Source organism: Streptomyces sp. NPDC037013 (genome assembly GCF_055607265.1).
The window spans coordinates 49,927-73,678 of the sequence record NZ_JBVJRV010000012.1 but is presented as its reverse complement, the minus strand read 5'-3'; the positions used below and the strand labels follow the sequence as shown (position 1 = coordinate 73,678).

Annotated in this window: 25 protein-coding genes; 8 read left to right on the top strand and 17 right to left on the bottom strand. The window is 71.8% G+C overall.

What is annotated here, in order from left to right:
- Nucleotides 1-230: 230 nt before the first annotated feature.
- The 8 genes from ACZ7DY_RS35605 to ACZ7DY_RS35570 all read right to left on the bottom strand — a co-directional run bounded on the left by ACZ7DY_RS35605 (nt 231) and on the right by ACZ7DY_RS35570 (nt 7,553).
- Nucleotides 231-737, bottom strand: coding sequence for a hypothetical protein (locus ACZ7DY_RS35605; RefSeq protein ID WP_471143169.1), 507 nt, complete (start codon nt 735-737; stop codon nt 231-233).
- A 450-nt stretch (nt 738-1,187) separates the two neighbouring features.
- Nucleotides 1,188-2,168: an MsnO8 family LLM class oxidoreductase gene (locus tag ACZ7DY_RS35600; protein ID WP_471143168.1), complete on the bottom strand. Its 981-nt coding sequence runs from the start codon at nt 2,166-2,168 to the stop codon at nt 1,188-1,190.
- Nucleotides 2,169-2,174: 6 nt separating this feature from the next.
- Complete coding sequence (locus ACZ7DY_RS35595) at nt 2,175-2,969, bottom strand: ABC transporter permease (protein ID WP_471143166.1); 795 nt, start codon at nt 2,967-2,969, stop codon at nt 2,175-2,177.
- Nucleotides 2,966-3,718 (bottom strand): ABC transporter ATP-binding protein, encoded by a 753-nt coding sequence (locus ACZ7DY_RS35590; RefSeq protein ID WP_471143164.1) that lies wholly within the window; start codon nt 3,716-3,718, stop codon nt 2,966-2,968. Before ACZ7DY_RS35590 ends, ACZ7DY_RS35595 begins: the two co-directional genes overlap by 4 nt.
- Entirely contained in the window at nt 3,715-4,581 is an 867-nt protein-coding gene (locus ACZ7DY_RS35585) for a hypothetical protein (RefSeq protein WP_471143161.1), read from the bottom strand. Before ACZ7DY_RS35585 ends, ACZ7DY_RS35590 begins: the two co-directional genes overlap by 4 nt.
- A complete protein-coding gene (locus ACZ7DY_RS35580) occupies nt 4,578-5,399 on the bottom strand; it encodes a hypothetical protein (RefSeq protein WP_471143158.1) in 822 nt (273 codons plus the stop codon). The genes ACZ7DY_RS35585 and ACZ7DY_RS35580 overlap by 4 nt, the downstream gene beginning before the upstream one ends.
- Nucleotides 5,360-6,163, bottom strand: a complete 804-nt coding sequence (locus tag ACZ7DY_RS35575; RefSeq protein WP_471143157.1) for an SAM-dependent methyltransferase — start codon at nt 6,161-6,163, stop codon at nt 5,360-5,362. The genes ACZ7DY_RS35580 and ACZ7DY_RS35575 overlap by 40 nt, the downstream gene beginning before the upstream one ends.
- A gap of 991 nt (nt 6,164-7,154) precedes the next feature.
- Nucleotides 7,155-7,553, bottom strand: a complete 399-nt coding sequence (locus tag ACZ7DY_RS35570; RefSeq protein WP_471143155.1) for a nuclear transport factor 2 family protein — start codon at nt 7,551-7,553, stop codon at nt 7,155-7,157.
- 111 nt (nt 7,554-7,664) lie between these two features.
- Here ACZ7DY_RS35570 and ACZ7DY_RS35565 point away from each other — a divergent pair, with 111 nt between their 5' ends.
- Nucleotides 7,665-8,231 carry a TetR/AcrR family transcriptional regulator gene (locus ACZ7DY_RS35565; protein ID WP_471143152.1) on the top strand — a complete coding sequence of 189 codons (567 nt, stop codon included), beginning with the start codon at nt 7,665-7,667 and terminating at the stop codon, nt 8,229-8,231.
- Nucleotides 8,232-8,428: 197 nt separating this feature from the next.
- On the opposite strand, the gene ACZ7DY_RS35560 is transcribed toward ACZ7DY_RS35565, so the two are convergent.
- Nucleotides 8,429-9,934 (bottom strand): FAD-dependent monooxygenase, encoded by a 1,506-nt coding sequence (locus ACZ7DY_RS35560; protein WP_471143151.1) that lies wholly within the window; start codon nt 9,932-9,934, stop codon nt 8,429-8,431.
- Between the two features lie 382 nt (nt 9,935-10,316).
- On the opposite strand from ACZ7DY_RS35560, the gene ACZ7DY_RS35555 reads away from it, so the two are divergent.
- Entirely contained in the window at nt 10,317-10,988 is a 672-nt protein-coding gene (locus tag ACZ7DY_RS35555) for a DUF4232 domain-containing protein (protein ID WP_471143149.1), read from the top strand.
- Between the two features lie 49 nt (nt 10,989-11,037).
- Here the strand turns inward: ACZ7DY_RS35555 and ACZ7DY_RS35550 are convergent, their stop codons facing one another.
- Nucleotides 11,038-11,655, bottom strand: a complete 618-nt coding sequence (locus ACZ7DY_RS35550) for a restriction endonuclease (protein WP_471143146.1) — start codon at nt 11,653-11,655, stop codon at nt 11,038-11,040.
- Nucleotides 11,656-11,828: 173 nt separating this feature from the next.
- Here ACZ7DY_RS35550 and ACZ7DY_RS35545 point away from each other — a divergent pair, with 173 nt between their 5' ends.
- Nucleotides 11,829-13,418, top strand: a complete 1,590-nt coding sequence (locus ACZ7DY_RS35545; RefSeq protein WP_471143143.1) for a diacylglycerol/lipid kinase family protein — start codon at nt 11,829-11,831, stop codon at nt 13,416-13,418.
- A gap of 7 nt (nt 13,419-13,425) precedes the next feature.
- Here ACZ7DY_RS35545 and ACZ7DY_RS35540 read toward each other — a convergent pair whose 3' ends face one another.
- The gene (locus ACZ7DY_RS35540; RefSeq protein WP_471143140.1) at nt 13,426-13,974 is read right to left on the bottom strand and encodes a phosphatase PAP2 family protein; all 549 of its coding nucleotides are present in this window, start codon (nt 13,972-13,974) and stop codon (nt 13,426-13,428) included.
- Nucleotides 13,975-14,139: 165 nt separating this feature from the next.
- On the opposite strand from ACZ7DY_RS35540, the gene ACZ7DY_RS35535 reads away from it, so the two are divergent.
- From ACZ7DY_RS35535 to ACZ7DY_RS35515, 5 genes are all read left to right on the top strand, one after another.
- Nucleotides 14,140-15,297, top strand: a complete 1,158-nt coding sequence (locus ACZ7DY_RS35535) for a glycosyltransferase family protein (protein WP_471143138.1) — start codon at nt 14,140-14,142, stop codon at nt 15,295-15,297.
- Nucleotides 15,294-16,364, top strand: coding sequence for a glycosyltransferase (locus ACZ7DY_RS35530; protein WP_471143135.1), 1,071 nt, complete (start codon nt 15,294-15,296; stop codon nt 16,362-16,364). Before ACZ7DY_RS35535 ends, ACZ7DY_RS35530 begins: the two co-directional genes overlap by 4 nt.
- Nucleotides 16,361-17,374 (top strand): glycosyltransferase, encoded by a 1,014-nt coding sequence (locus tag ACZ7DY_RS35525; protein ID WP_471143134.1) that lies wholly within the window; start codon nt 16,361-16,363, stop codon nt 17,372-17,374. The genes ACZ7DY_RS35530 and ACZ7DY_RS35525 overlap by 4 nt, the downstream gene beginning before the upstream one ends.
- Nucleotides 17,359-18,177: a glycosyltransferase family 2 protein gene (locus ACZ7DY_RS35520; protein WP_471143132.1), complete on the top strand. Its 819-nt coding sequence runs from the start codon at nt 17,359-17,361 to the stop codon at nt 18,175-18,177. The genes ACZ7DY_RS35525 and ACZ7DY_RS35520 overlap by 16 nt, the downstream gene beginning before the upstream one ends.
- Before the next feature lie 142 nt (nt 18,178-18,319).
- Nucleotides 18,320-20,599: a catalase gene (locus ACZ7DY_RS35515; protein ID WP_471143131.1), complete on the top strand. Its 2,280-nt coding sequence runs from the start codon at nt 18,320-18,322 to the stop codon at nt 20,597-20,599.
- A 79-nt stretch (nt 20,600-20,678) separates the two neighbouring features.
- On the opposite strand, the gene ACZ7DY_RS35510 is transcribed toward ACZ7DY_RS35515, so the two are convergent.
- The 6 genes from ACZ7DY_RS35510 to ACZ7DY_RS35485 all read right to left on the bottom strand — a co-directional run bounded on the left by ACZ7DY_RS35510 (nt 20,679) and on the right by ACZ7DY_RS35485 (nt 23,623).
- Nucleotides 20,679-21,614, bottom strand: coding sequence for an anti-sigma factor RsbA family regulatory protein (locus ACZ7DY_RS35510; RefSeq protein WP_471143129.1), 936 nt, complete (start codon nt 21,612-21,614; stop codon nt 20,679-20,681).
- A complete protein-coding gene (locus ACZ7DY_RS35505) occupies nt 21,611-21,874 on the bottom strand; it encodes an STAS domain-containing protein (RefSeq protein WP_471143125.1) in 264 nt (87 codons plus the stop codon). Before ACZ7DY_RS35505 ends, ACZ7DY_RS35510 begins: the two co-directional genes overlap by 4 nt.
- Before the next feature lie 177 nt (nt 21,875-22,051).
- Nucleotides 22,052-22,462, bottom strand: a complete 411-nt coding sequence (locus ACZ7DY_RS35500) for a RidA family protein (protein ID WP_471143122.1) — start codon at nt 22,460-22,462, stop codon at nt 22,052-22,054.
- 143 nt (nt 22,463-22,605) lie between these two features.
- Entirely contained in the window at nt 22,606-23,019 is a 414-nt protein-coding gene (locus ACZ7DY_RS35495; protein ID WP_471143119.1) for a hypothetical protein, read from the bottom strand.
- Nucleotides 23,020-23,121: 102 nt separating this feature from the next.
- A complete protein-coding gene (locus ACZ7DY_RS35490; RefSeq protein WP_471143115.1) occupies nt 23,122-23,292 on the bottom strand; it encodes a transposase family protein in 171 nt (56 codons plus the stop codon).
- Between the two features lie 136 nt (nt 23,293-23,428).
- Nucleotides 23,429-23,623, bottom strand: coding sequence for a hypothetical protein (locus tag ACZ7DY_RS35485; RefSeq protein ID WP_471143111.1), 195 nt, complete (start codon nt 23,621-23,623; stop codon nt 23,429-23,431).
- Nucleotides 23,624-23,752 lie beyond the last annotated feature (129 nt).

Below are 23,752 nucleotides of genomic sequence, written 5' to 3'. Positions count from 1 at the left end.
CGATACGTGGAGGTGGGCGGGTGGGGGCAGGGAGTGATCCGGCAGCTCGGCGATCATGACGACGTCGCCCTTCTCCGTTGACTGCGAGGTGGATTCGCTGACTTCGCTGGATTCGCTGGATGCGCCGCCGGCCTCACCGCCCACAGGGGCGCCGTTCACGTGGGCGCCGTCGCCATCGGCGGTGTGCGGTGTGCGGTGCGCCGGGTGGCGCTCACCCGCCCTTGCCGCCGCTACCTCTTGCGTGACTCCACGCGAGCCGTCACCAGGTTCGCCGTGATGCCGAGCGCGGTGGCGGCCACGGCAGGCAGCCACACCTGGGTGGCGTGCAGGCCGGGGGTGAACTCCAGGACGAAGACGGCGGCGAGGAATGTCGTCAGGCACGAGGTGAGCGCCTCGGCCACCTGCCGGGTGCGCTGCGTGGGCTGGTTGAGGCGCACCACCAGGCGTACGGGAGTGGTGAAGATGCCGGCGAGCAGTCCGCAGGGCAGGCACAGCAGGGCGGCCCAGAGCGGGGTGGACGGGCCGTCGAACTCGATCACGTCGCTGAACGCGGCTGTGACGAGGAGGACCACGAGCAGGAGGACGAGCAGCAGGAGGGTGGCGACGCCGAGACCGAGGCCGGTGAGTCCGGCCGCGGCCAGGATCTTCCCCTTGGCGGATAGGGAGCTCCATGTCGGCTCTTCGTCGTTCCGAGCTCCGCAGTCCTGGTGGTCGTGGTGGGGTTGCTGTGTGCTCATCGCGCGCTCCTTTCCTGGCCTGGTGCGTCCGGGGCTCCTGACGAGGGGCCGTGCCCCCCCGGCGGGGACGCCCTCGCCGACGAGGTCGCCCCCGCACCCGCCCCGATGATCACCACTGATGCCGCGTCACCTTCCGTGGGCGGCCCCTCGGTCACCGGTGCGGTGCGCGGTTCGGGCGCGAGGCGGCGGAGGGGGGTGGGGGCGCTCTTCAGCCCACGCGTCCAGAGCAGAAACGAGACGACATGGGTACTGGCCGTGGCGCCCATGCCGTGCTCTGGTGCGAGCTCGCCCGGTGTCGTCGATACCGGATCAGCCACAGGGTCAGATACGCGATGAGGGCAGCAGCGAAGCACCGACACGGTGATGCGCAGAGCGAGCCAGGCGGGGCCGGACGCGTCCCATAGTGCGTCTGCCAGGTTCAGCGAAACCGCCAGGCAACAGGAGGCACACCTAGTCGGCCGCTGACGTGGCTGCTTGCATGAGGATCTCGTACGACAGGGCCCGGTGGGAGAAGTTCTCCATGACGGTCAGCGCGATGAGTTCATCCAGGGCCAGGTCGTTGGCGTATCGGTGAAGGGCTGCTTCGGCCGTGGACCTGTCACCGCAGATCCAGTGCTGGGCCTGGCTGTCGGCCATGCCGTGTTGATGGTTGGTCGATTCTGTCGCCTGTGGCACGCGCCTTGGGTCGATGGGCGTGCGGTTCCCCCGCCTTTCGGCCAGGACGTGCTCCGCATAGGTGCGGGCGAGTTGGGCGGCCTGGTTTCGGGTCTTCGCCAGGTACACGCCTGCACTGGCCATGGTGTACGGGTGAGGGTGTTCGGGTGAGGGCCGGTACGACTGGCGGTACGCCGTCAGTGTCTCCTCGGCCCCTGCGGTGTCGAGGTGGCCTGCGAAGGCGAAGGGGAGGCCGAGGCCGGCCGCTGTCTGGGCGGCGGGGATGCTGCCCCCAAGGATCCACACGGGGACGGGTGCGTTGTGGGCCTGTGCGGTCGGGGTGGTGTGAGAGAGGTATCGCCGCAGTTCCTCGATTTGGGTGGCGAACGCGGTCGGTGAGGCGGAGGGGAAAGTTCCCCGAAGGGCGGTGCTCAGTGTCGGGCTACCGGCCAGGGCACGGCCAACGCCCAGGTCGATGCGGGAGCCGAACAGGGCGTGCAGAGTGGTGAAGGCTTCGGCGACACGCAGTGCCGAGTGGTTGGGGAGCATGACGCCGCCGGATCCCACCCGGATGGTGGTCGTGGCGGAGGCGACGCCCGCTACGACCACCTCGGGTGTGGTGGCCGCCGTCGCGGGATTGTCGTGGTGCTCGGCTATCCAGTAGCGGGTATAGCCCAGCGCTTCTGTGTGCTGCGCCAGTTTCACGCTGGATTGCAGCGCCGCAGCGCCGGTGGTTCCTGCGAAGACAGGAGCGGTGTCGAGGACGGAGAGTTTCATGGTCGGTCACCTTTCCCGGGTGACGCGATCGGCTCGGGCCAGCATCGGCACGGCTGCGGTCGCCGCGATCGCCGCCCACAGGGCTGCCCAGAGCAGGCCTGAGGGATCGCCCGACCAGGTGCCGCGCAGCCAGGCGACCTGGTAGGTGAGCGGGTCGGCGTGGGCCAGGGCACGCAGGTAACCGGGTGCGGAGTCCAGGGGATAGAACAGCGGTGCCGCCAGAACGACAGGCAGTGCGGTGACGGTCAGCAGGAAGTCGCGTGTGGCGTAGGACTGCACGCGGGCGGCGAGGGCTGCTCCTGTGGCGATCCAGCCGGCGTCGACAAGGAGCGCAGTCAGCACCGTGGTCGTCAAGCGCGACGCCGGCACGTCGGCGAGGCCGCCCAGGAGGGCGGCGAGGGCGACGACCAGTGCGAGTTGGGCGAGGAAGACCGTGCCGAGGATCGTGACGATACTCGACAGGTATCCGGCCGGGCCGCCTCCGTGCAGAGTGTAAAAGGCGAATACGCCCCATTTGCGATCGTTGGCGACATCGGAGATGGCAGCGGTGCCGGAGCGGAACGCGAGCATCGCGAACATGCCGGGGACGACGAACTCGAGATAGGTGCCCAGACTCTGGTTGTGCCCGGAGGCCACCGCTCCCCCGATGCCGGCGGCGAGGAAGAGCAGGTAGGCGATCGGCTCGATGATCCGGCCGTAGTAGACCTGCCGCCAGTTCCACAGGGAGAGCCAGTGGAAGCGGACTGCGATCATGGGGCGGGCGAGACGGTGGGGCAGCGAGAGTGCCCGCAGGCTGCTCATGGGTGCACCACCTCGGTCGACGGGAGCTGGGACGTGGTGGAGGACTGCCGGGTGAGGTGCCGGTAGCCGTCCCACAGGTCGTCGGACTCACCGACGGGGGCGAGGAAGGCCCGCACCGGCTGGTCGGTGAGGAGACGGCCGGCGCTGAGGGCCAGAACGCGTGTGCAGTATTCGGCAAAGCGCGAGGTGTCGTGCGTACTGACCAGGATGGTGGATCCCTTGTCGGCACTGTCCCGCAGGTAGTCGAAGACTTGCGCGACAGCGTCGGGGTCCAGGCCGGTGGTCGGCTCGTCCAGGATCATCAGGCGGGGCCGGCCGGCGATGGCACGGGCGATCTGGCAGCGGCGCAGTTCGCCACCGGAGAGCGTCTCGGCCTGGCGGTCGAGGAATCGCTCGAGGCCGACGACCTCGCAGACCTCCTCCGCCAGGGCACGCACACCACGCAGGGTCCCGCGGCGGAACGCCAGGCCCATTTCGACGTTCTGACGCGTGGTCAGCGACCAGTCGATGATCTCTCGCTGTGGGCACCAGCCGAAGTCGGCTGCGCCCACTGAACGGTTCGCCGTGCCCGAGTCGGCCTGCTGAAGCCCGCACAGGATCTCGAATAGGGTCGATTTTCCCGCCCCGTTGTGTCCGAGCAGAGCAACGACCTCTCCTTCCCCGATGCGGAACGAGACGTCGGACAGGGCCGGGGCGGAGGCGCCGGCGTAGGTCTTGGAGACGGCGTCGGCGGTCAGCAGGTCACTCATAGGGCGCTTTCGAGAAGGTCTGCGATCTGAAGGGGCGAGGCCGCCTCCGGCACGGGTACGACCGTGGTCTTGCCGGGAAGGTGCCGGGCGATTTCGTGCCGGTGAGCACCGGAGAACCAGGGAGACAGGTCGGTGTCCGTGGTGTAGGGCTCAGCGGGCGAGGCGTGGCGTTCGAGGTGCACGATCTGGTCGACCGTGGCCTCGGTGAGGTTGGGGACGCCCAGAAACTGCGCGGGAGGCACCAGGAGGACCAGACCGGTGTCGGGGGAAACGGTTTCGCGATGGACACCGTCTTTGATCTTGTGCAGGTGGTGCCGGCGGCTTCCCCTGCGGAAGCCGAGGGGACTGTCATGGCGACGGAACAGCCCCGTGTTCAGGTCGAGTACGGCGAGGCTGTCGCTCACCAGGCGCGCTCCGCGCTGGCACAGCACCAGGGCGGTCGAGGTCTTGCCGACGTAGTTGGCCCCGGTGACAAGCAGTCCCTGGCCATCGGGCAGTACCAGACAGGTCCCCGGGCCGACCGCAGTGGTTGTCCACAGGTCGGAGTAGCGGAAGGGCGGGAGCGGTGACGGTATCTCGGACCAGCCCGTGAAGGTGTGATCGGCCACGCGGATCCAGGTGTGGTCGGCACGCCGGTCGACCTCGATGCGCTTGGCCAGGTTGTCCTTGCGGAGCAGGCTGGTGAAGAAGCCGCGCTCGGGCCATTCAGTGCAGCTCAAGGTCACCACCACATCGGGTTCACCTTCAGGAGGCCGTGAGAGGTGCTGATCCCCGAAGGAGAACAGGGCCTCGTCGACGTCGGCCGGCACCACCCGTAAGCGGGTCGTCACCCCGTAGAAGTCGAAGTACAGGTTCTGGATCATGAACGGTCTCCGGTGAGTTCCGTGATGATGTCTGCGGCGGCTCGCCGTATGTCCCGTCTCGAATCCAATGCGATCTTCAAATGGTTCTCCGCGAGGCGGGTGACGTGGTAAGTACGGGAAGGGAGCAGAGTGACGGTCCAGGTCCAGTCAGTCGCGGACGGGGACCGCTTGACCGGCAAAAGGTTCACATGGACAGCCCAGGTCTTCCCGGTCGGCGTGGGGAAGCTCGGGGCCTGCGCGATGTGCGCATGCAGCCAGGGGTGGATCTCCAGCGTCGATTCCCTGACACCGATGGGCCGGGTGTAGGAGAAGATCGTGCGCTCGTCGTGCAGCAGTGCGGTGTCGTCGCAGACGAAGTGCCAGCCCAGCCGGATCAGCTCCAGCAGGATGGACGACTTGCCGGCCTTGGAGGGGCCGTGCAGCAGGACTGCCCGGGAGGAATCCTGCGGCGACGCAACCGCGCTCGCGTGCACGGGGCGGACGATGGAGTTCAAGGGTGGCAGCAGGAACGGCGGCAGGGGTGTCGCCCGGTCCGGCTGTCCCGCGTACCTCTCATAGAGCTGCCAGGAGTTACCGGCCAGCCGGACGTGAATGCTTTTGCGGACGTCGGTGGCCCCGTCGATGAATCGCCCCTCGGCGGGCAGGAGGGCGAGTGAGATGCCGGCACGCGTGCTGCCCAGAGGCCGCAGGTAGTCCTGGAAGTAGTAGCGGACGTGGTCACGGTCCTTGGGGTGCCGGAGATGGACATCGACCGCCACACCCCAGAAGTCGAACGGAATTACCTCAGCCTCATCCAATCCTGTTGGGCGTTCGCCCACGGTTCGCTCCCCCCGATGAACAGAGTCGTCCCACTGTGACTGCTGGAAATCAGGGAGTCGATGTCCCGGATCGTCGCATGGCTGACCTGGGGGGCCATGTCCGGCCGCCAGGAAGAGAGAACCGCCGCAACCCCGCGGTCGGCCGGATAGATGTCCTGAAGTCTGCGAGCGAGCGGGGAGATCCGCCCGTAAAGATCACCCGACTGTCGAAGTCGATTACTGTTGAAGCTTCCAAATTGTGCCAGGAGTACAGGGAAACGCGTATCGGGCCTGACATCATGCAGATAGAACAGGTTCGCGTCATACGCCTGGACGGCATTGTCGAAGCGAGCCCCGAGATCCACCAGGACCGCATCCAGGAATGAAGTGGCGGGAAGAGCCTTGACGGAGATTCCTTCAGCCTTGGCCGCCTCCATGAGAATCCAGGCCGAGTCGACGAGATACATGGGGTGCCCGTACGTCAGAAAACAGACGGGCCCTCCGCGCCGCTCTTTGACCGCATGGAGCACCTGAGCCGCCATCTCGTGGTAGGTCTGCACCGGGTTGGGGTCAGCTCCGTACACGGACTCCAGGTCGACCACCGCCGCCCGATACATGTGCCTCAAATCGGCATCAAAGGCGGTGTGATGGAGAATCACACTTGCGCTCCGCAGCACCTCATCCGCTTCCACGGTCCTGCGCTCAAGTCCACCGATGCCCAGACCGACCAGGTAGAGGTCGGCCTGAGCGTCGGGGACGCGAAGGTCTTCGCGCCTTACACGCACCCGATGAATCCCTTGCTATCGATTGTCAGAAACTCAGCACACGACGCTCAGGCAGCCACCCTGACGGTGGGCACCACTGGCGGTGACAGTCTCCTCAATCGTCGGAATGTACGTCGGGATCAAGTACCCCTTCTCCTCCTCTGGAGCACCGACATCGGAAACGGGCTTCGGGTCGACGATGAGATCTGAGAGAACGGTCATTCGCTCCTGCTTTCCTATCGCTGCATCTCGCAGGTCGAGACGAATCGACAGTAGAGGGCATCACCACCTTGATCAACACCAAAAGAGGAGATCGCCCATCCGGAAACAAGAGTGACACGTTCCAGACATATTAGAGAAAAGCTCTATACATAAAACTTTGGTCACCGCAGGCGACCTGGATTCACTTTCCAAGCGGACAACCTTGCTCTGCAACCGGCTTGAGGCCGCGTCACAATCGGAGCCGTTCGGGCAGCGAGCCGATGCGGCGGGTGGACGCGTGGGCTGCGTGTGCGTCGGCAGGGGTTCGTCGTCGACGCTGAAGCGGACCGCACAATGTGCAGCGGAAAGGACGGTCGCTCGGTGCCGACAGAACCGACGACGGCGCAGAGGCCAACCGAGAAGGGTGAAGGCCAGGGGCCGGGCGGGCCGAGGCCGCGGGGGTGAGTACGCGTCACATTGCGTGTCCGATGCGTGAGTTGCGCGCGCTCACCGACTTCACCGACGCCAACTGGGCCTGGCTGGACACCGCTTTGGGCCTCGACGAACAGGTGCTCCTGGAGGCGCTGAAGAAGGCCAGGGTGCGCCCCGAGGGCGTCGACGCCGTGTTCAGCACTACGGTCACCGAGCCGGCCACACCCTCCATCCGGAGGCGTTGGCGCAGACGCGCAGTTCCCGCGCCCCCGCGGGCGCCCCGGGCCTCATCGCCACCATGGGGCCGGGATTTGCCGTGGGCTCGTCCTGGCCCGGTGGTGGCGGCAAGAGGCCCGGGCCGCCAGGCCGGCGGGCGTGCTCAGACGAAGAAGGCGTTCATCCCGGGTACGTCGGAGAGGTAGGTCTCGATGCTCGCGATCCTGCCGTCGCGGAGCCGGCAGACCGTGGCCAGGTACTCGTCCAGCACGGCGTCCCCCCGCCGTGCGGTGTTGTGCAGGGAGAGCGCCATGTTCTCCCGGCTGACCAGCAGGTGCAGCAGCTCGAAGTTCAGGCCGTACGCAGCGATCTGCCGGGCGCGCGCCACCACGGCGTCGGCGCCCTCGGCCGTGCCGGAGATGGTGTTGTCGCCGGGCAGGGTCCAGGTGGCGTCGTCGTGCAGCAGGGCCCGGAGGCCGTCCCAGTCGCCGGCGACGAGGGCCTGGTGGAAGCTGCGTCCGAGCGCGAGCGCGGCGGACTGGTCGGTGGACACGGTGGACATGGTGATCCCTCCAGAAGACGCTTAAAGCGGTGATCTGTGCGTTAGTTGCGTCAGGGCGACTCTAGACCACACCGGCCACTAAGGCGCAAGTCTTTGCTTTAGAGTGGGGTGGTGAACACCGACGCACCCACGAGGCGGCCCGGAGGCCGCAGCAGCCGCGTCCGGGCCGCCGTCCACGGCGCCGCGGTCGCGCTGGTGGCCGAGCGCGGCGCCGACCAGGTGACGCTCCCGGCGGTGGCCCAGCGCGCGGGGGTCAACCCCAGCACCCTCTACCGGCGTTGGGGCACGCTCGCCGCACTCCTGGCCGACATCGCCGAGCACCGCGGCGAGTCCGGCGCGCCCCCGCTCGTGGGTGAGCTGCGCACCGACCTGGAGAACCAGGCGCTGTGGACGCTGGCAGAGCTCTCCCGGCCCGGCGGCATCGCCTTCTTCCGCGCCGAGGTCGCGCCCGACGTCGACGAGCGGCACGAGGGACTGCGCGAGTGCCTGCGCCGGGTCACCGAGCGCTTCGCTCCCGTCCTGGAGACGGCGCGGGAGCGCGGCCAGAGGCCGCCGTCCCTGGAGCGGGTCCTGGACCGGATCATCGCGCCGCTCTACTTCCGGGTGGTCTTCTCCCTGCCCGGTACGGACGAGGCGTACGTCCGCGGCCTCGTCGCGGAGCTCATCGAGCAGTCCTAGGGCGTGTCCGCGAAGTCGCGTGGTTCGCCCGAAGGGCGTGGCTCGCGGCGTCTGGTGCGTGTGATCGCAAGGCGGAGGGTCGCCTTCGTACCGGGCGTACTCGGGCGGGCCCGACAACGCGGCGAGCGCGCGCGTGCCAGACGCCGCGGGCCGGACGCGACTTCGCGGACACGCCCCAGGGCGCGTTCGGCCGCGGCTCAGGCCCGTACGAACCAGGCGCCCAGCGCCTCCTCCAGGTCGGCGGCACCCGCGTCGGCCCCGGTGCCCGCGGCCCAGGCCACCACGCCGTCCGGGCGGACCAGGACGGCGCTCAGGTCGGGGTGGTCGATCGAGGTCACCCGCGCCACGGTGAGGGTCGCGCGCCACCGGTCCGCCAGCTCCTGCACCTGGGGCAGGCCGGCCGTGTGCAGCAGGACGGGCCGGCCGGGCTCGGCGAGGCGGGCCAGGGTGCTCGGCGTGCCCGTACCGCCGGGCCCTGCCGTGTGCAGCCGCAGGTCGGGGCAGTGGGTGCCGGTCAAGCGGTGCGCGCGCTCGTCGGCGTGGGGCAGTTCGTAGCGTGTGCCCAGGCCGCTGAGCAGCCGGCCGAAGTACTGGTTGACCTCGGTGATGTCCATGAGGTCGGAGACGATGTCGCGCAGCGCGTCGGTGTGCGGGCCGGGCCTGAGCAGCGCGGACTGGGCCCGGGTGTTGTGCAGGGTGGCCGCCGCGACGGGATGGCGTTCGGCGCTGTAGCTGTCGAGCAGTGCGTGCGGGGCGCGCCCGAGGACGGTCGCCGCGAGCTTCCAGCCGAGGTTGGCGGCGTCCAGCAGGCCAAGGGTCAGCCCCTGGCCGCCGTTGGGCGAGTGGACGTGCGCGGAGTCGCCTGCCAGCAGCACCCGGCCGTTGCGGTAGGAGGTGACCTGGCGGGCCTGGTCGCTGAAGCGCGTCCCGCCGCGCAGCCGGCCGACGGTGACCTCGCGGCCGCTGACCCGCCTCAGGCTCGCCTCCATCTCCTGGGCGGTGAGCGGGAGTCGGGGGTCGACCAGGACGTCCTCGAAGTCGAAGGTGGCCACCGTGCCGGGGGCGTGGAAGAGGGTGCCGGTGGGGGTGCGTCCCGAGGGGGGCAGGCCCTGGGGGCACTCGACGTCGGCCTCGGCCCGCCGGGCGATCATGAGGGGGTCGGTGCCCGGGAAGTCGAACCCCGCCAGCTTCCGTACGGTGGAACGGCCGCCGTCACAGCCGACCGCGTAGGCCGCGGTGAAGCGCCGTTCGCCGTCCGGGGTACGGCACAGGACGGTGACGCCGTCCGGGTCCTGCGCGACGGCGGTCACCCGGTGCTCGCGGCGCACGCTCACGCCCAGCCCCGCGAGATGGTCCAGGAGGATCTGTTCGAGATCGGGCTGCCAGATCAGGGCGCCCACCCGGTCGGGTTCCGCCTGCACGCTCTGGTCGATCTTGTGGATCCAGGCGAAGTGCCCCTTCTCGCTTCCGTGGTCACGCACCCGGTCGGCGCTGCCCGCCGGGTGATGGGCCGTCACCCGCTCGCCCAGGCCACGGCGTTGGAGCGCCTCGAAGGCGAGCGGTCCGATGCCGCGTGCGCGGGGCTCGTCGGTCGGTTTGGCCAGTTGCTCCACCACCAGGGGGCGCACGCCCGCCAGCCGCAGCTCACCGGCGAGCAGCAGGCCGACCGGCCCGGCCCCGACCACAACGACGTCAGCATCCATGGAAGCTCCCGCAGAGAACATCCCCTCACCATGCCGAGTGAGCCCGGCCCCGCCCCGCCAAACAGAAGGCCTTCACCCGGACGGGGACGCAAGGCGCAAACGAGACGGGGGTGAGGTCCGGCCGAGGAGCTCCGCCGCAGGCGGCACGCGCGCGTGCGGGCCCGTGAACTGGGGTGCCCGTCAAGCGTGTTCGGCCCGCCGGCCCGTCGCGTGGGAGCCGGTCTCGTCCGGTTCCTCATGCCCGGTCCGGCCCTCTCCGTGCCGGTCGCCTCCCGCAGCCCCGCCTGTGACAGAACGAAGACGAGGCGGAAGAACGCCTGTGACTCGGTGCGGGATACAAATATTTCCGACCGCACTCACCGCCCTACTTCTGGGGGAAACCATGAAGCACACCCGTACCTCCGCTCTCGCCGTCCTCGGTGTCGCCGCCGCCCTCTCGCTCACCGCCTGCGGCGGTGACGACTCCGGCACCGACTCCTCCTCCAAGGGCTCCTCCTCTTCCTCCTCTTCGTCCTCGGGCGGCGGTTCGCAGGCCGGGAGCGGCTCGGGCTCCGGCAGCGGCTCCGAGGCCGGCGACGACGCCAAGGGGGGCTCGGGTGAGGAGACCAAGGCGCAGGCAGGCGGCGGCACGGCGAAGACCGGCTCCAAGGTCACGTTCTGCAAGACGGCGGACCTGGCCATCGACGCCAAGGACGCCGCGCCCGACGCGAACACCGGCAGGATCGACATCACCATGGTCAACCGCGGTTCGGCGACCTGCTCGGCGACGGGCTTCGCGGGCGTCGACATCAAGGACGCCGACCACACCTCCAGCCCCATCGAGCGCGGCCGGGCCCAGCCGCGCGTCACCACCCTGAAGCCCGGCGACGCCGCCGTCTTCAACCTCGCCTACGACATCGACACCAGCGGCGACAGCCTCACCTCCCCCACCGACATCCTGGTGACGCCCCCCAACGAGACCCACAGCGTCAGCCTGAAGTGGCCCGCCGGCGCGGGGGCGATCAAGGGCGCCTACACCGACGTACAGGTCTACCCGACGCACACCACCAAGTAGCGGCGCGTGCGCGCCCGGCCGCGGCAACGGGCGGCGCGGGTGCGGCCGTTCAGCGGGGCGGGCGGCCCTTCCTCGTGCCGCCGCCGCGTCCGTTCAACGGGATCAGCGTCTCCAGCCGGGCTCCTCTGACCCAGGCGCCCAGCAGATCGCGGTGCAGCGCCACGACGTCCTGGCGCACCGCCAGATCCAGCGCGGCCCTGGTGAAGGCGCGGGCGGTGGTGACGAACAGGGCGATGTCCGCCCCGTGTTCCAGGCGGGCGGTGCCGACGAACTTCTGCATGTCCGACGAGGACACACTGCGGTGCGGCGCGTACTTCTTGCACTGCACGACCAGGGTGCGGCCGTCGGCGAGACGGCCCACGACGTCGGCGCCCAGGTCGCCGCTCCTGCCGCTGACCACGACCCGGGTGCAGCCGTCCCGGCGGCACAAGTGGGCGACGTAGTGCTCGAAGTCCTGCCAGGAGAGCGCGTCGACCTCTGTCATCGACAACTCCCGCGCCTTCGCCTCCTCCTGTTCCTGCCACTGCCGGTGCCCGGTGACCGCGAGCCGGTGTGCGTGCCACAGCCGTCGGCCGGCTGCCCCCGTCGCGGCAGCGGTGAGCACCACCGCTACGAGGAGGGGCCACGCCGTCGCCGTGTGCACGGCCGCCCCCGCCACGACCACCACTGCCCCCGCCTCCCGGCTTCCTGCCGTATCCGCGTGGGGTATTCCTGCCCCGGGCCCGGCCCGGGAAAGCGTGCGCCCGGCACGGTGACCGGCGCCGGTAGGGTGGGATCTCCTGCGGCCGGTCCCCGCCGCACGCAGCGGACTTTTGACAAATGCAGAGGTGTGACGAGCGTATGAAGCGACCTGTTCGTCGGTGGAAGGTACCCGGGCCGGGCCGGCGGCTGGCCGCCTCCCGGGCCCTGGTGGGCCCCGCCCGCAAGGGCACCTGCGTGTCGCGGCTGCTGCGGGCGGCGGTCGAGCACGACGCCGTATGGCTGGGGGCCGCGGCCGTACTGGGGCTGGCGGGCGGCAGGAACGCCCGGCGGGCGGCGCTGCGCGGAGTGGGCTCCGTGGCGATCGTCACGGCCGTCAATCACGCCCTGGCCAAGCCGGCCGCCCGCAGTGCCCGTCCGGTACTGGACGGGCTGCCGTCCCTCTTCCCGCGGCCGCGCACCTCCTCCCTGCCCTCCAGCCCGGCGGCCGCGGCCACGGCCTTCACCTCGGCCGTCCTCCTGGAGTCCCCCCGCCACGGGCTGGCGGTGCTGCCCTTCGCCGCGGGACTGGCCTACGCGCGCAGCCGCCACGGGCTCGACCACCGGGGCCGCGCGGCGGCCGGAGCACTCATCGGGATAGGCGCGGCGCTGCTCACCTGCCGCTGGTGGCCCGTGAAGCCCGCCACGGCGGCCGCCGCCGCGCCGCCGCGCAGGCCGGCCCCCGCGCTCAAGGACGGCCAGGGCCTGCACCTGGTGGTCAACCCGTCCTCCGGTGTCGCCTGGAGCAGGGACACCGCGGAAACCCTGCGCACGCTGCTGCCCGAAGCGAAGATCACCGTCTTCGAGCCGGGCGATGACCTGGTGGCCCTGCTGGAGGCGGCCGCCCGGCGCGCCGAGGCGGACGGCGGGGCGCTGGGGGTGTGCGGCGGCGACGGGACCGTCAACGCGGGCAGTGCGGTGGCGGCCCGGTTCGGGGTGCCGCTGGCCGTCTTTCCCGGCGGGACGTTCAACCACTTCGCCGTGGACCTGGGCAACGTGAGCCTGGAAGACGTCGTCCGCGCCCTGACGGCGGGCGACGCGGTCAGCGCCGACGTGGGGCGGGTCTGCGTGGCCCGGCCCTCCGATGCCCCGGGCACCCCCGGGGCCGGGAGCATCCGGGCCGACGACGGCGGGCGGACCCCGGTCGGCGGTGCGGCCGTGGCCGGCGGGCAACAGCAGCTCTTCCTCAACACGTTCAGCATCGGGGTGTACTCGGACCTGGTCCATGCCCGCGAGCGGCTGGAGAAGCGGATCGGGAAGTGGCCCGCGCTCGTCATCGGTCTGGCCAAGGTCCTTGCCACCGGCAGTCCGCTCTCGGTGGTCATCAACGGCCGTCCGCGCCGCATCTGGCTCCTGTTCGCGGGCAACGGCATCTACCACCCGGCCGGTTTCGCCCCCACCTACCGCACCCAGCTCGACGACGGCCTCCTCGACGTGCGCGCCGTGGAGGCCGGCACCCCGCTGGCCCGCACCCGGCTGCTCGTCGCCGTCCTGACGGGCACCCTGCACAACTCGCGGGTCCTGACCACCGCCCAGGTGCGCAGCCTGCGCCTTGAGGTCCTGGAGGGAGAACCGCATGTGGCCTACGACGGTGAGGTGACGGACGCGACGTACGAACACCTCGTGCTCGACAAACTCCCCAAGGCCCTCACCCTCTACCGGCCCGCCGATCAGGACCAGTGGCTGCGCTGAACCGCCGCTAGGGCCAGTGGCGGATGACCAGTGCCGGGGTGCGGCGGGTGAGCCAGGCGGCGGCCAGGCCGATGGCGGCGCCGGCGGCGACGTCGCTGGGGTAGTGGGCGCCCGACTGCACGCGTTCGAGGGCCACCAGGGCGGCCGGCAGCGCGCACAGGGCGCCGGCGGCCGGCCAGGTGGGGGCGACGGCCGCGGTGAAGGCGACCGCGGCCGCGGTGTGCCCGGAGGGGAAGGACGAAGAGTCGGGGCGGTCTTCGACCTCGTCGTGCGGGATCCACTCCGCGGGCGGGCGGGGCCGGTCGGCCAGTTGCTTGCACAGGCCGTTCGACATCAGCTGCGCCACCACCAGGGCCCCCAGCCCGGCGGCCGCCGCCGTGCGTCCCCGCCAGCCGCCCAGCCAGGCCATCGCGCCGGCCGCACCGCACCACAGCTTCGTGCTCTCCGCGGTCTCCTCCACCGCCGAGAGCACCTTGGCCATGCCCGGCGGGATACGGGAGGCGGCCCTTTGCGTCAGCACCCGGTCGGTCTCATACAAGCCTGTCAGCAACCTCATGAACTGCGGTTATCCCCATCTCCCCCACCGTAATCAGCCCCCGGGCGGCGGAACTTCGCGCATCCCGGGCGGTACGGGTCGCGCGCCCGCGGCGCCTCCGCGGGCGCCTCCTGCCCCTCTGCTCGACATGCGCCTCACGTCGGCACTGCCCAGACTGAAAGGCGAGTGCCTGGCCCCCGCACCGAGGAGTTCGACGTGCTCGAAGAACTGCCGCCGACCGCCTCCCCGCCGCACGAGGCCCGCCCCCAGGACGAGATCGGGACGCCGGAGATACGGGTCGCCTCCGTGCCCGCCGGCCACGTATACGTACGCCACTGCTCCCTGCCGCACGCCGACGGCGTCACCCGGCTGTCGGACCCGCGCCCCAACGGCGCGCCCAGCACCTCCCAGCGCTGGTGGCCGCCGGTGATGCTGCAGCCGCAGTGGGTCGGCGCGCACCACCGGGACTTCGACGTCTTCCATCTGCACTTCGGGTTCGACGCCCAGAGCCCCGCCCAGCTCACCGCGCTGGTGGACACGCTGCGCCGGCACAACAAGCCGCTGGTCTACACCGTGCACGACCTGCGCAACCCCCACCAGGCGGACCCCTCGGCCCATGACGCCGCCCTGGACGTCCTCGTCCCGGCCGCCGACCGGCTGATCACCCTCACCCCCGGCGCGGCGCGCGCCATCCGCGGCCGGTGGGGGCGCACCGCGACCGTGCTGCCGCATCCGCACGTGGTCGAGGCGCCGCTCATCTCCCGGCCCAGGCCCGAGCGCGGGCGGTTCCGGGTCGGGGTGCACGCCAAGAGCCTGCGGGCGAACATGTCCGTGCTGCCCGTGGTGGGCGTCCTGGCCCGGGCCGTGGCCGAACTGCCCGACGCGGAGCTGCAGGTGAACGTTCACCGCGAGGTGGCCGACCCGCACAGTCCGGCCTACGCCCCGCAGCTGATCGGGCCCCTGCGCGAGCTCGCCGGGCGGGGCCGTCTGACCCTGGCGGTGCACGACTACTTCGACGACGCGCAGCTGTGGGACTACCTCACCTCGCTTGACCTGTCCGTCCTGCCCTACCGGTTCGGGACGCACTCGGGATGGCTGGAGGCCTGCCACGATCTGGGGACCGCCGTCGCCGCCCCGGACTGCGGCTTCTACGCCCAGCAGCGCCCCTGCCTGACCTACGGGCACAGCCAGGAGCACGGCCTGGACGAGGAGTCCCTGCGCGAGGCCGTGCTCGCCGCCTTCGCGGGGGCGCCGGCGCCCCGGGCCACGGTGCGAGTGCGGGCACAAGAGCGCGCCCATGTCGCCGCCGCGCATCGTGACCTCTATGCCGACCTGCTGCGATGAGCTCCCTGCGGGTCGCCCTCATCGCCTCCGCGCGCCACCCGATCACCGAACCGTTCGCGGGGGGCCTCGAGGCCCACACCTGGGGGCTCGCGCACGCGCTGAGCAGGCGGGGGCACCGGGTGGAGCTGTTCGCCGCGCCCGGCTCCGACCCGGCCCTGGAGGCGCGTGAACTGCCCGTGCGCCGGGTCGTGTTGAGCAGTGCGGCCCGCGCGGACACCAGCATGCCCAGCAGCACCTGGCTCCAGGAGCACCACGCGTATCTGAGTCTGATGCTCGATCTGGCCCGCGACGGTGAGCACCGGTTCGACATCGTGCACAACAACAGCCTGCACTACCTTCCCGTCGCGATGGCGCCGGCCCTGCGGGTTCCGGTGATCACCACGCTCCACACGCCGCCCACTCCCTGGCTGGAGTCGGCGATCCAGACGGCCGACAGCTGCCCGGTGGTCTTCACCGCCGTCAGTGAGTTCACCGCCTGCGCCTGGCATCCCGTGGTGCCCGCCGCGCGGGTGGTGCGCAACGGCATCGACACGGACTTCTGGCGGCCCGGGCCGGGCGGCCACGCGCTGGTCTGGTCGGGCCGCCTGGTCCCGGAGAAGGGGCCGCACCTGGCGATCCGGGCGGCCCGTGCCGCCGGCGTGCCGCTGCGGCTGGCGGGGCCCGTCTCGGACCGGCGCTACTTCGATGAGCAGGTCGCGCCGCTGCTGGGGGACGGCGCCCGCTACGTCGGTCACCTCGGACGCCGGGAGCTGGCCCGGCTGCTGGGCACCTCGGCCGCCGCGCTGGTCACCCCCAGCTGGGACGAGCCGTATGGCCTGGTCGTGGCCGAGGCTCTGGCCTGCGGCACGCCGGTCTGCGGCTTCGACCGCGGGGCGCTCGGGGAGATCCTGGCCCCCGACTGCGGGCTGCTCGCCCCGCCGGGCGACGTGGCGGCCCTGGCCGCGCTCATCCCGCGCGTCATGCGCCTGGACCGGCGGGCCGCGCGGCGCCGGGCGGAGCGGTTCTGTTCGCTGGCCCGTACCGCCGACGACTACACCGCGCTGTACCAGGAGGTGGCGGCCCGGTGATCGGCTACTACGTCCACCACCAGGGGCGCGGGCATCTGCACCGGGCCCAGTGCATCGCCGCCCACGTGCCGGGCCCGCTGACCCTGCTCTCCTCGCTGCCCCGGCCGGACACCTGGCGGGGCCGGTGGGTTCCCCTGCCGGCGGACACCACGCCCGGGCCGCTGGACGCCACGGCCAACGGACGCCTGCACTGGGTGCCGCTGCACCACCCCGGCCACCGCGAGCGGATGGGGATCATCGCCGAGTGGATCCGGCGCGAGAGGCCGGCGCTGTTCGTGTGCGACGTGTCGGTGGAAGTGGCCGCGCTGGCGCGGCTGATGGGGGTGCCGGTCGTGGTGATGGCCATGCGCGGCGACCGCCGGGATGCCGCGCACCGCCTGGGCTACGACCTCGCACAGGCCCTCCTGGCCCCCTGGCCGCACGCGCTGCCCGAGCCGCACTGGCCCGCACACTGGCGGGCCAAGACCGTGCACACCGGCAGCATCTCCCGCTACGACGGGCGCCCCCACCCCGCCGCCGGGGACGGCACGCCCCGCAACGAGGTGGTCGTGATGTTCGGGGCGGGCGGCAGCGAACTGAGCGACGCGCGCCTGCAAGAGGCCCGGCACGCCACCCCCGGCTGGTCGTGGACCGTCCTCGGCGGCCCCGGGGCGGCCTGGCTGGAGGACCCCTGGCCGGTGCTGTGCCGGGCCCGGGTGGTGATCACCCATGCCGGGCAGAACGCCGTCGCGGAGTGTGCCGCCGCCCGGGTGCCCACGCTCGTCATCCCCCAGGAGCGGCCCCACCGGGAGCAGCACGCCACTGCAAGGGCCCTGCGCGCGGCGGGTCTTGCGACGGTACGAGAGAGCTGGCCCGAGGCGGCGCAGTGGCCCGCGCTGCTGGCCGAGACGGCCGCCCGGCCCGACCGGTGGGCGGCGTGGTCCTTCGGTGACGGCGCCCGGCGCGCGGCCGGGCTGCTCACCGAGCTGGCGTCCCGCTCCCCGAGGCAGGCCGCGTGCGCACCGCGGTGATCACCCTGTGCGCGGGCCGGCACCGCCATCTGCTGCTCCAGCAGGACGCGCTCGCCGCCGGCCTGCGCACCCCGGATCAGTATGTGGTCGTCTCCATGGCCGATCCGCGGATCGGGCCGCTGACCTGTGGCCGCAGGCCCACCGCCCAGGTGGTCACGCTGCCCCTGGCGCAGGGGCGCCTGCCGCTGGCCGCCGCCCGCAACGCGGGGGCCGCACGCGCCCTGGCGGACGGCGCGGAGCTGCTGGTCTTCCTCGACGTCGACTGCGTGCCCGGGCCCACGCTCCTGGAGCGCTACGCCGCTGTCGCCGAGGACGGCGCGCTGCTGTGCGGCACGGTCGCCTACCTGCCGCCCCCGCCGCCGGGCGGCTACCGCCTGGAGGCCCTGAAGGGCTTGGCCGCGCCGCACCGGGCCCGGCCGGCCCCGGCGGAGGGGCAGGTGGTGCGCGGGGGCGACCCGGAGCTGTTCTGGTCGCTGTCGTTCGCCGTCACCGCCCGGACCTGGGCCCGTATCGGCGGCTTCTGCGAGGCGTATACGGGATACGGGGCCGAGGACACCGACTTCGCCGCGACCGCGGCCCGCCGCGGGGTGGGCGTGTGGTGGGTGGGCGGGGCTCCCGCCTACCACCAGTACCACCCCACGCAGCAGCCGCCCCTGCAGCACCTCGACGACATCCTGCGCAACGGGGCGCTGTACCGGCGGCGGTGGGGCAGCTGGCCGATGGAGGGCTGGCTGCGCGCGTTCGCCGAGCTGGGGAGGGCGGAGTACGACGAGGCGAGCGACGTATGGCGCAAAGTGCCCTGATCCGGACGGCGCCCCGGACGGCTCAGTTCATGTGTTTGCCGGCAGGGCAGGGGGTACCGGTCGTCACGCGATTGCGTCCCTGCCCAGTGCCACCGGCCCCTGCTCGGCAGGGTGCTGTCCCCTCCGATGATCGGAAATGCCAGTGAGCGAGAAGAAGAACCCGGTGACGGCCGCCGTGGACAAGGTCGTGGAGAAGGTGGAGCAGGCCATGCGGCCCGGGAATGAGATTCCCGGCGCACCCGGCCCGCAGGACGCGCCGGTGGAGGAGCCCACGCAGCCGCGCGGACCGCTGCCGCCCAAGCCCGACCAGCGCGGCCCCGACACCTACGGCCCCACGGGGCAGCCCACCGGGGCCCCGCAGGACAGCCTCGCCCAGGACGGCGCGTATCTGACCACCGCTCAAGGGGCCCGCCTGTACGAAACCGACCACTCGCTCAAGGCGGGGCCGCGCGGCCCGGTGCTGCTGCAGGACCACCACCTGCGGGAGAAGATCACCCACTTCGACCACGAGCGCATCCCCGAGCGGGTGGTGCACGCCCGCGGGGCGGCCGCGCACGGCGTGTTCCAGGCCTACGGCTCGGCCGCGGGCATCACCCGGGCCGCCTTCCTCGCCGAAGGCGTCGAGACGCCGGTCTACGTCCGCTTCTCCACGGTCCTCGGCTCGCGCGGCTCCGCCGACACCGTGCGCGACACCCGGGGCTTCGCGACGAAGTTCTACACCGGCGAGGGCGTCTTCGACCTGGTCGGCAACAACATCCCGGTCTTCTTCATCCAGGACGCGATCAAGTTCCCCGACGTGATCCACGCCGGCAAGCCGCACCCGGACCGGGAGATCCCGCAGGCGCAGAGCGCCCACGACACGTTCTGGGACTTCGTCACCCTGCACACCGAGGCCACCCACCACACGCTGTGGAACATGTCGGACCGCGGCATCCCGCGCTCCTACCGGATGATGGAGGGCTTCGGCGTCCACACCTTCCGGCTGGTCAACGCCGAGGGCGCCACCACCTTGGTGAAGTTCCACTGGAAGCCCAAGCTGGGCGTGCACTCCCAGGTGTGGGAGGAGGCGCAGATCACCGGCGGCATGGACCCCGACTTCCACCGCCGCGACCTGGCCGACGCCATCGAGGCCGGCGCCTTCCCCCAGTGGGAGCTGGGCGTGCAGACCTTCCCCGACACCGAGGATCAGATGTTCGAGGGCATCGATCTCCTCGACCCGACGAAGATCGTGCCCGAGGAACTGGCGCCGGTGCGGCCGATCGGCCTGATGACGCTCAACGCCAACCCGTCGAACTACTTCGCCGAGACCGAGCAGGTCGCCTTCCACCCCGGCCACCTGGTCCCCGGCATCGACGTCACCGACGACCCGCTGCTGCAGGGCCGCCTCTTCTCCTACCTGGACACACAGATCAGCCGGCTGGGCGGCCCCAACTTCGGCCAGCTGCCCATCAACCGCACCCACGCGCCCGTCAACGACATGACCCGGGACGGCATGCACCAGAGCGCCGTGCACCGGGGCGCGGCACCCTACCGGCCCAACTCCGTCGACGGCGGCTGCCCGTTTTTGGCCGGCGCGGACACCGGGGCCTACATCGAGGTGCCGGCCGCGGTGCCCGCCTCCCGCAAGGTGCGCGAGGCACCGGCCGGCTTCGAGGACCACTTCAGCCAGCCCCGCCAGTTCTGGCTGAGCATGAGCCCCACCGAGCGCGAGCACATCATCGCCGCCTACACCTTCGAGCTCGGCAAGTGCTGGAACAACAGCATCAAGGAGCGGGCGCTGCGGGTGCTCGCCAACATCGACCCGCGGCTGTGCTCGCAGGTCGCCACCGGCCTCGGCCTGCCGGCACCGGAGCCGTCCGTGGAGCCGGCGGCCGTGGAACCCAGCCCGGCACTCTCCCAGCTCGGCCGGGAGTGGCCCGTCGACGGCCGGATCATCGGCATCGTCACCGACGGCACCAGTGACCTGGCAGGACTGCGCACGGTACGTCAGGCGGTCCTGGACGCCGGGATGGTGCCGCTGGTCATCGCCCCCACCGGCGGCACCCTGGACGCGGACGGCGATCCCCTCCCTGTGCAGCGCACCTTCACCACCGCCCGGTCCATCGAGTTCGACGCCCTGCTGCTGGCCGGGGCGCCGGCGCCGGCCCCGGACGCCTACGGGGCCCGCGACGCCAAGGCGGACGACCTCGCGGGGCGGGCCACCGGGGTCGAACCCCGCCTGCTGCTGATGATCACCGAGGCGTTCCGGCACGGCAAGGCACTCGGGGCATGGGGGCCCGGGGCGGCCGTCCTGGAGACGGCGGGGCTGCCCACGGCCGCCGCCGGCGTGGTGGTCGGCGAGGCCGGCACCGCGGTCCTCGACGGGGTCGTCACCCTGCTGAGGGCACACCGCGCCTGGGAGCGGTTCGCCCCCGCCCTCTGACCCGCCGGGCCCCTCACATCCGGGGCCGCACGGCGAGGGTGCCGGGCCGGGCGTGTGGCCCGGCCCGGCACCCCGCAGGTCAGCTCCCGGCGTCGAAGTAGGCGCGCGTGGTGGTGCCGGCCGGCCCGGTGTGCGTGCGGACCAGGTCGGACAGGACGTTGACCATCAGCAGCCCGCGACCGCCGCTCTGTTCCTTTGCCACCACCCGGCGCCCGGCCAGGGGGTCGCTGTGCTGTCCGGCGTCCTGGACCTCGCACACCACCTGGCCCTCGGCGTACCAGGTGCGCAGGGTTCCCGTGCCGCCGCCGTGCACCACGCTGTTGGTGGTCAGCTCGGCCGTCACCAGTTCCAGGTCGGCGGTGCGCTCGCGGGGCAGCCCGAGCCGGGCGGCAGCGGCGAGCGCGAAACGGCGGGCGTCGGACAGCAGTTCCGCGTCGAAGGAGAACTCCGCGGCGCCGTCCGGCGCGACGAGGGGCTCGTTGTAGCGGGTGATGATCTCCTCGGGCGCGTAGGCGGGGCTGGGCAGCGTCTGCCCGTTCTCCACGACGGTGGGGTGGGTCGCGTACGCGTCGGCGACGGTGTCCGGGTGCAGCCGGGCGGTGTCGTAGGGGCACAGGATGCTCACGGGACGGCCCTGGAACGCCTTGTTGATCAGCGCTTCGTGCTGGGCGCACGCCGGGTACTCCGTCGCGGTGCGCCCGGCCCAGATGGGCTCGCCGATGATCCGCACCCGCCGGGCGGGGTGCCGGTCGGCGAAGTCGCGCAGCACGCGGGGGATGATCCGTCCCGGGTTGCGTCCGGCCTGGGTCATGTCGAGGAAGCGCACGGGGGCGCCCGCGCTGCCCAACTCCTCGCGCAGCAGCCGGAGGTTGTCCCCCGGTACGGCCACCGCGACGGGCTCGCCGGCCGCCAGCCCCTGGCGCACGAACGACGCCGTGCCGGCCACGTACTCCTCGCTCGTCCGGTAGAACAACGCCGGGTGCAGGAAGTCCCTGTCCGTCCCTGTACCGCTCACTGCCTCGCCACCTCTACCGCCGACACGTTGGGCCAGAGCACCTCGAGCAGGCGCTGGAGGCTGGAGGGAGGCCGGTGAAGGACGATGCGGCTCCCCTCCTCCAAGGTATGGGATGCGGCCACCAGGGCTGTGGCCCCGCAGACGTCGACGAAGCTCACCGCGGACAACTCCAGGTGGACGGCCCGCTGGTTTCCGGCCACCAGGTCCCGCAGCATCCGCTGCCACTTCTCCCGCGTGGCCAGAACGATCTCACCGCTCACGCACAGCCCCGGCCGCCCTGGCAGCGGGCGGCTCTTCAGGTCCGGTGGGACCGAAGCGGGAAGAGGCTCTTCTGGGTGCCCATGTCGCGGTCCGTCCACATCGCCGCCCTTTGCTCTTGCCGGGTTCGGGGCCAGTATGCCCTCTCCGCGCGGGGTCCCGGGCCGCCGGGGGGGCTCTCAGGAGTCGAGCACCGCGGCCACGGCCTCGATCTCGACGAGCTGGTCCCGGTAGCCGAGCACGGTGACGCCCAGCAGGGTGCTGGGCACGTCGTGGTCGGCGAAGGCGTCCCGGACCACCTCCCAGGCGGCCACCAGATCCTCTCTGCGGGTCGAGGCGACGAGGACCCTCGTACTGATGACGTCCTGAAGTGAGGCGCCGGCGGCGGCGAGCGCGGTGCGCATGTTCTCCACGGCCCTGGCCGCCTGGCCCGCGTAGTCCCCGACCGCCACCGTCGCACCGTCGTCGTCGAGCGGGCAGGCCCCGGCGAGGAAGACCAGGCGGGCCTCGGCGGGCGCGGTGGCCGCGTAGGCGTACTCGGCGACGTCGGACAGGGAGGCGGAGCGGATCAAAGTGATGGCGCGGGCCATGGCGCGGGTCCTTCCCTCAGGGGGCGCAGGGCGCCGACATTGTGCCCGGGGCCCACCCTCCTTCGCCTTCTCTTTTTCCGCCGGCCCCCTGGGCCCGCTCGGGGCGGCTCAGCGGCGAGGTGCGGGACGGGGCGGGGCGGAGGCTATGCGGGCGGGCGGGCGTGGTCGGCGTTGTCGGCGTTGTCGGCGTTGTCGGCGTTCCAGGCGATCGCCCTCATGATCTGCCCGAAGTCGAGTCCGGTGGCCTGGGGAAGGTGTTCCGGGTCGATCCTGCCGTGATGCGCGCGCAGGGCCCTGGCCACTTTCCCGGCCCACAGTTCTTCCTCCACGAAGGGGCGGCGCAGGTAGGGCGCTGTCAGCAGCGACAGATGCTCCTGGCCGCAGGCGAGCAGCAGACGCCGGCCGTCCTGGCGGGCCGAGGTGGGGTGCACGGCCGACGAATCGGCCACCACGGCCAGGGCCATGCCGGTGCCGTCGAGGTCGCGGCCGCACCAGTCGCAGAGGTCCACCGGCTCGGGCGGCCGCGCCGGCCGCTGGAGCTCGTGCTCCTCTCCCATGGATCAACTCCCCTGTCCTTGCCGCGCGTTCTGTTGCCCGGCGGGATGCGCGTCCGGCGGATGCGCACGCAATTGATCGGTGGTGCCGCAAGGGCGCCCCGGTCAGGCCGCGCCGGCCACCGGCATGGGCTCCAGCGGGCCGAGGGTGACGATGGAGGCGGGATCGTCCGAGGCCCAGACGGTGTCGCAGACCGCGCAGGTGAACCGGCCGGAGAGACCGTCGGTGTGCCGGCCGCACATGGGGCACCGCTCGGTCGTGAAGTAGGCGTCCACCTCCCCCCCTCCCCTCCCGCGCGCTCCCCTCATACGGTTGCCCGGACACGCCGGTGGCCTCGCGGCCCGCACGCCGTGCCTGATGTCCGCGCCTTCCCCGTGCCCGGGCGGGCCGGGGGCGGTGGGCTCCTCTTCCTCATGGTTCCCGGTCCGGGTCGCTGTCCGCGTCCGAGCAGGAGCGGGCCAGCGCCTCCCGCAGAGCGAAGAGCGCGGGCAGGTCCGCATCGGCCACGAACCGCTCCAGCAGGAGACCGACGCGCCGGCTCTGGCCCTCGCGTACCGCCCGTACGATCTCGGCGATGGCCGCACTCTGTCCGGCAGGTTCTTCCACCCCACGACTCCGGCCCTCACGCAAGGCCCGACACAGGTCCTGCTGGAGTAAGTCCCCTCGCCGGCCGCGCTTTCCGCGCACGGCCCCGCTCCTCGCCTTCCGAACCGGGCGGGCGGCGAACATCGGCGG

Bases quoted from the DNA above. Each gene is read 5' to 3' on its own strand.
- ACZ7DY_RS35540 (WP_471143140.1), bottom strand. From the start codon at position 13,974: ATGAGGTTGCTGACAGGCTTGTATGAGACCGACCGGGTGCTGACGCAA.
- ACZ7DY_RS35495 (WP_471143119.1), bottom strand. From the start codon at position 23,019: ATGGGAGAGGAGCACGAGCTCCAGCGGCCGGCGCGGCCGCCCGAGCCG.
- ACZ7DY_RS35500 (WP_471143122.1), bottom strand. From the start codon at position 22,462: ATGGCCCGCGCCATCACTTTGATCCGCTCCGCCTCCCTGTCCGACGTC.
- ACZ7DY_RS35555 (WP_471143149.1), top strand. From the start codon at position 10,317: ATGAAGCACACCCGTACCTCCGCTCTCGCCGTCCTCGGTGTCGCCGCC.
- ACZ7DY_RS35585 (WP_471143161.1), bottom strand. From the start codon at position 4,581: ATGATCCAGAACCTGTACTTCGACTTCTACGGGGTGACGACCCGCTTA.
- ACZ7DY_RS35605 (WP_471143169.1), bottom strand. From the start codon at position 737: ATGAGCACACAGCAACCCCACCACGACCACCAGGACTGCGGAGCTCGG.
- ACZ7DY_RS35560 (WP_471143151.1), bottom strand. From the start codon at position 9,934: ATGGATGCTGACGTCGTTGTGGTCGGGGCCGGGCCGGTCGGCCTGCTG.
- ACZ7DY_RS35530 (WP_471143135.1), top strand. From the start codon at position 15,294: ATGAGCTCCCTGCGGGTCGCCCTCATCGCCTCCGCGCGCCACCCGATC.
- ACZ7DY_RS35570 (WP_471143155.1), bottom strand. From the start codon at position 7,553: ATGTCCACCGTGTCCACCGACCAGTCCGCCGCGCTCGCGCTCGGACGC.
- ACZ7DY_RS35590 (WP_471143164.1), bottom strand. From the start codon at position 3,718: ATGAGTGACCTGCTGACCGCCGACGCCGTCTCCAAGACCTACGCCGGC.
- ACZ7DY_RS35600 (WP_471143168.1), bottom strand. From the start codon at position 2,168: ATGAAACTCTCCGTCCTCGACACCGCTCCTGTCTTCGCAGGAACCACC.
- ACZ7DY_RS35545 (WP_471143143.1), top strand. From the start codon at position 11,829: ATGAAGCGACCTGTTCGTCGGTGGAAGGTACCCGGGCCGGGCCGGCGG.
- ACZ7DY_RS35595 (WP_471143166.1), bottom strand. From the start codon at position 2,969: ATGAGCAGCCTGCGGGCACTCTCGCTGCCCCACCGTCTCGCCCGCCCC.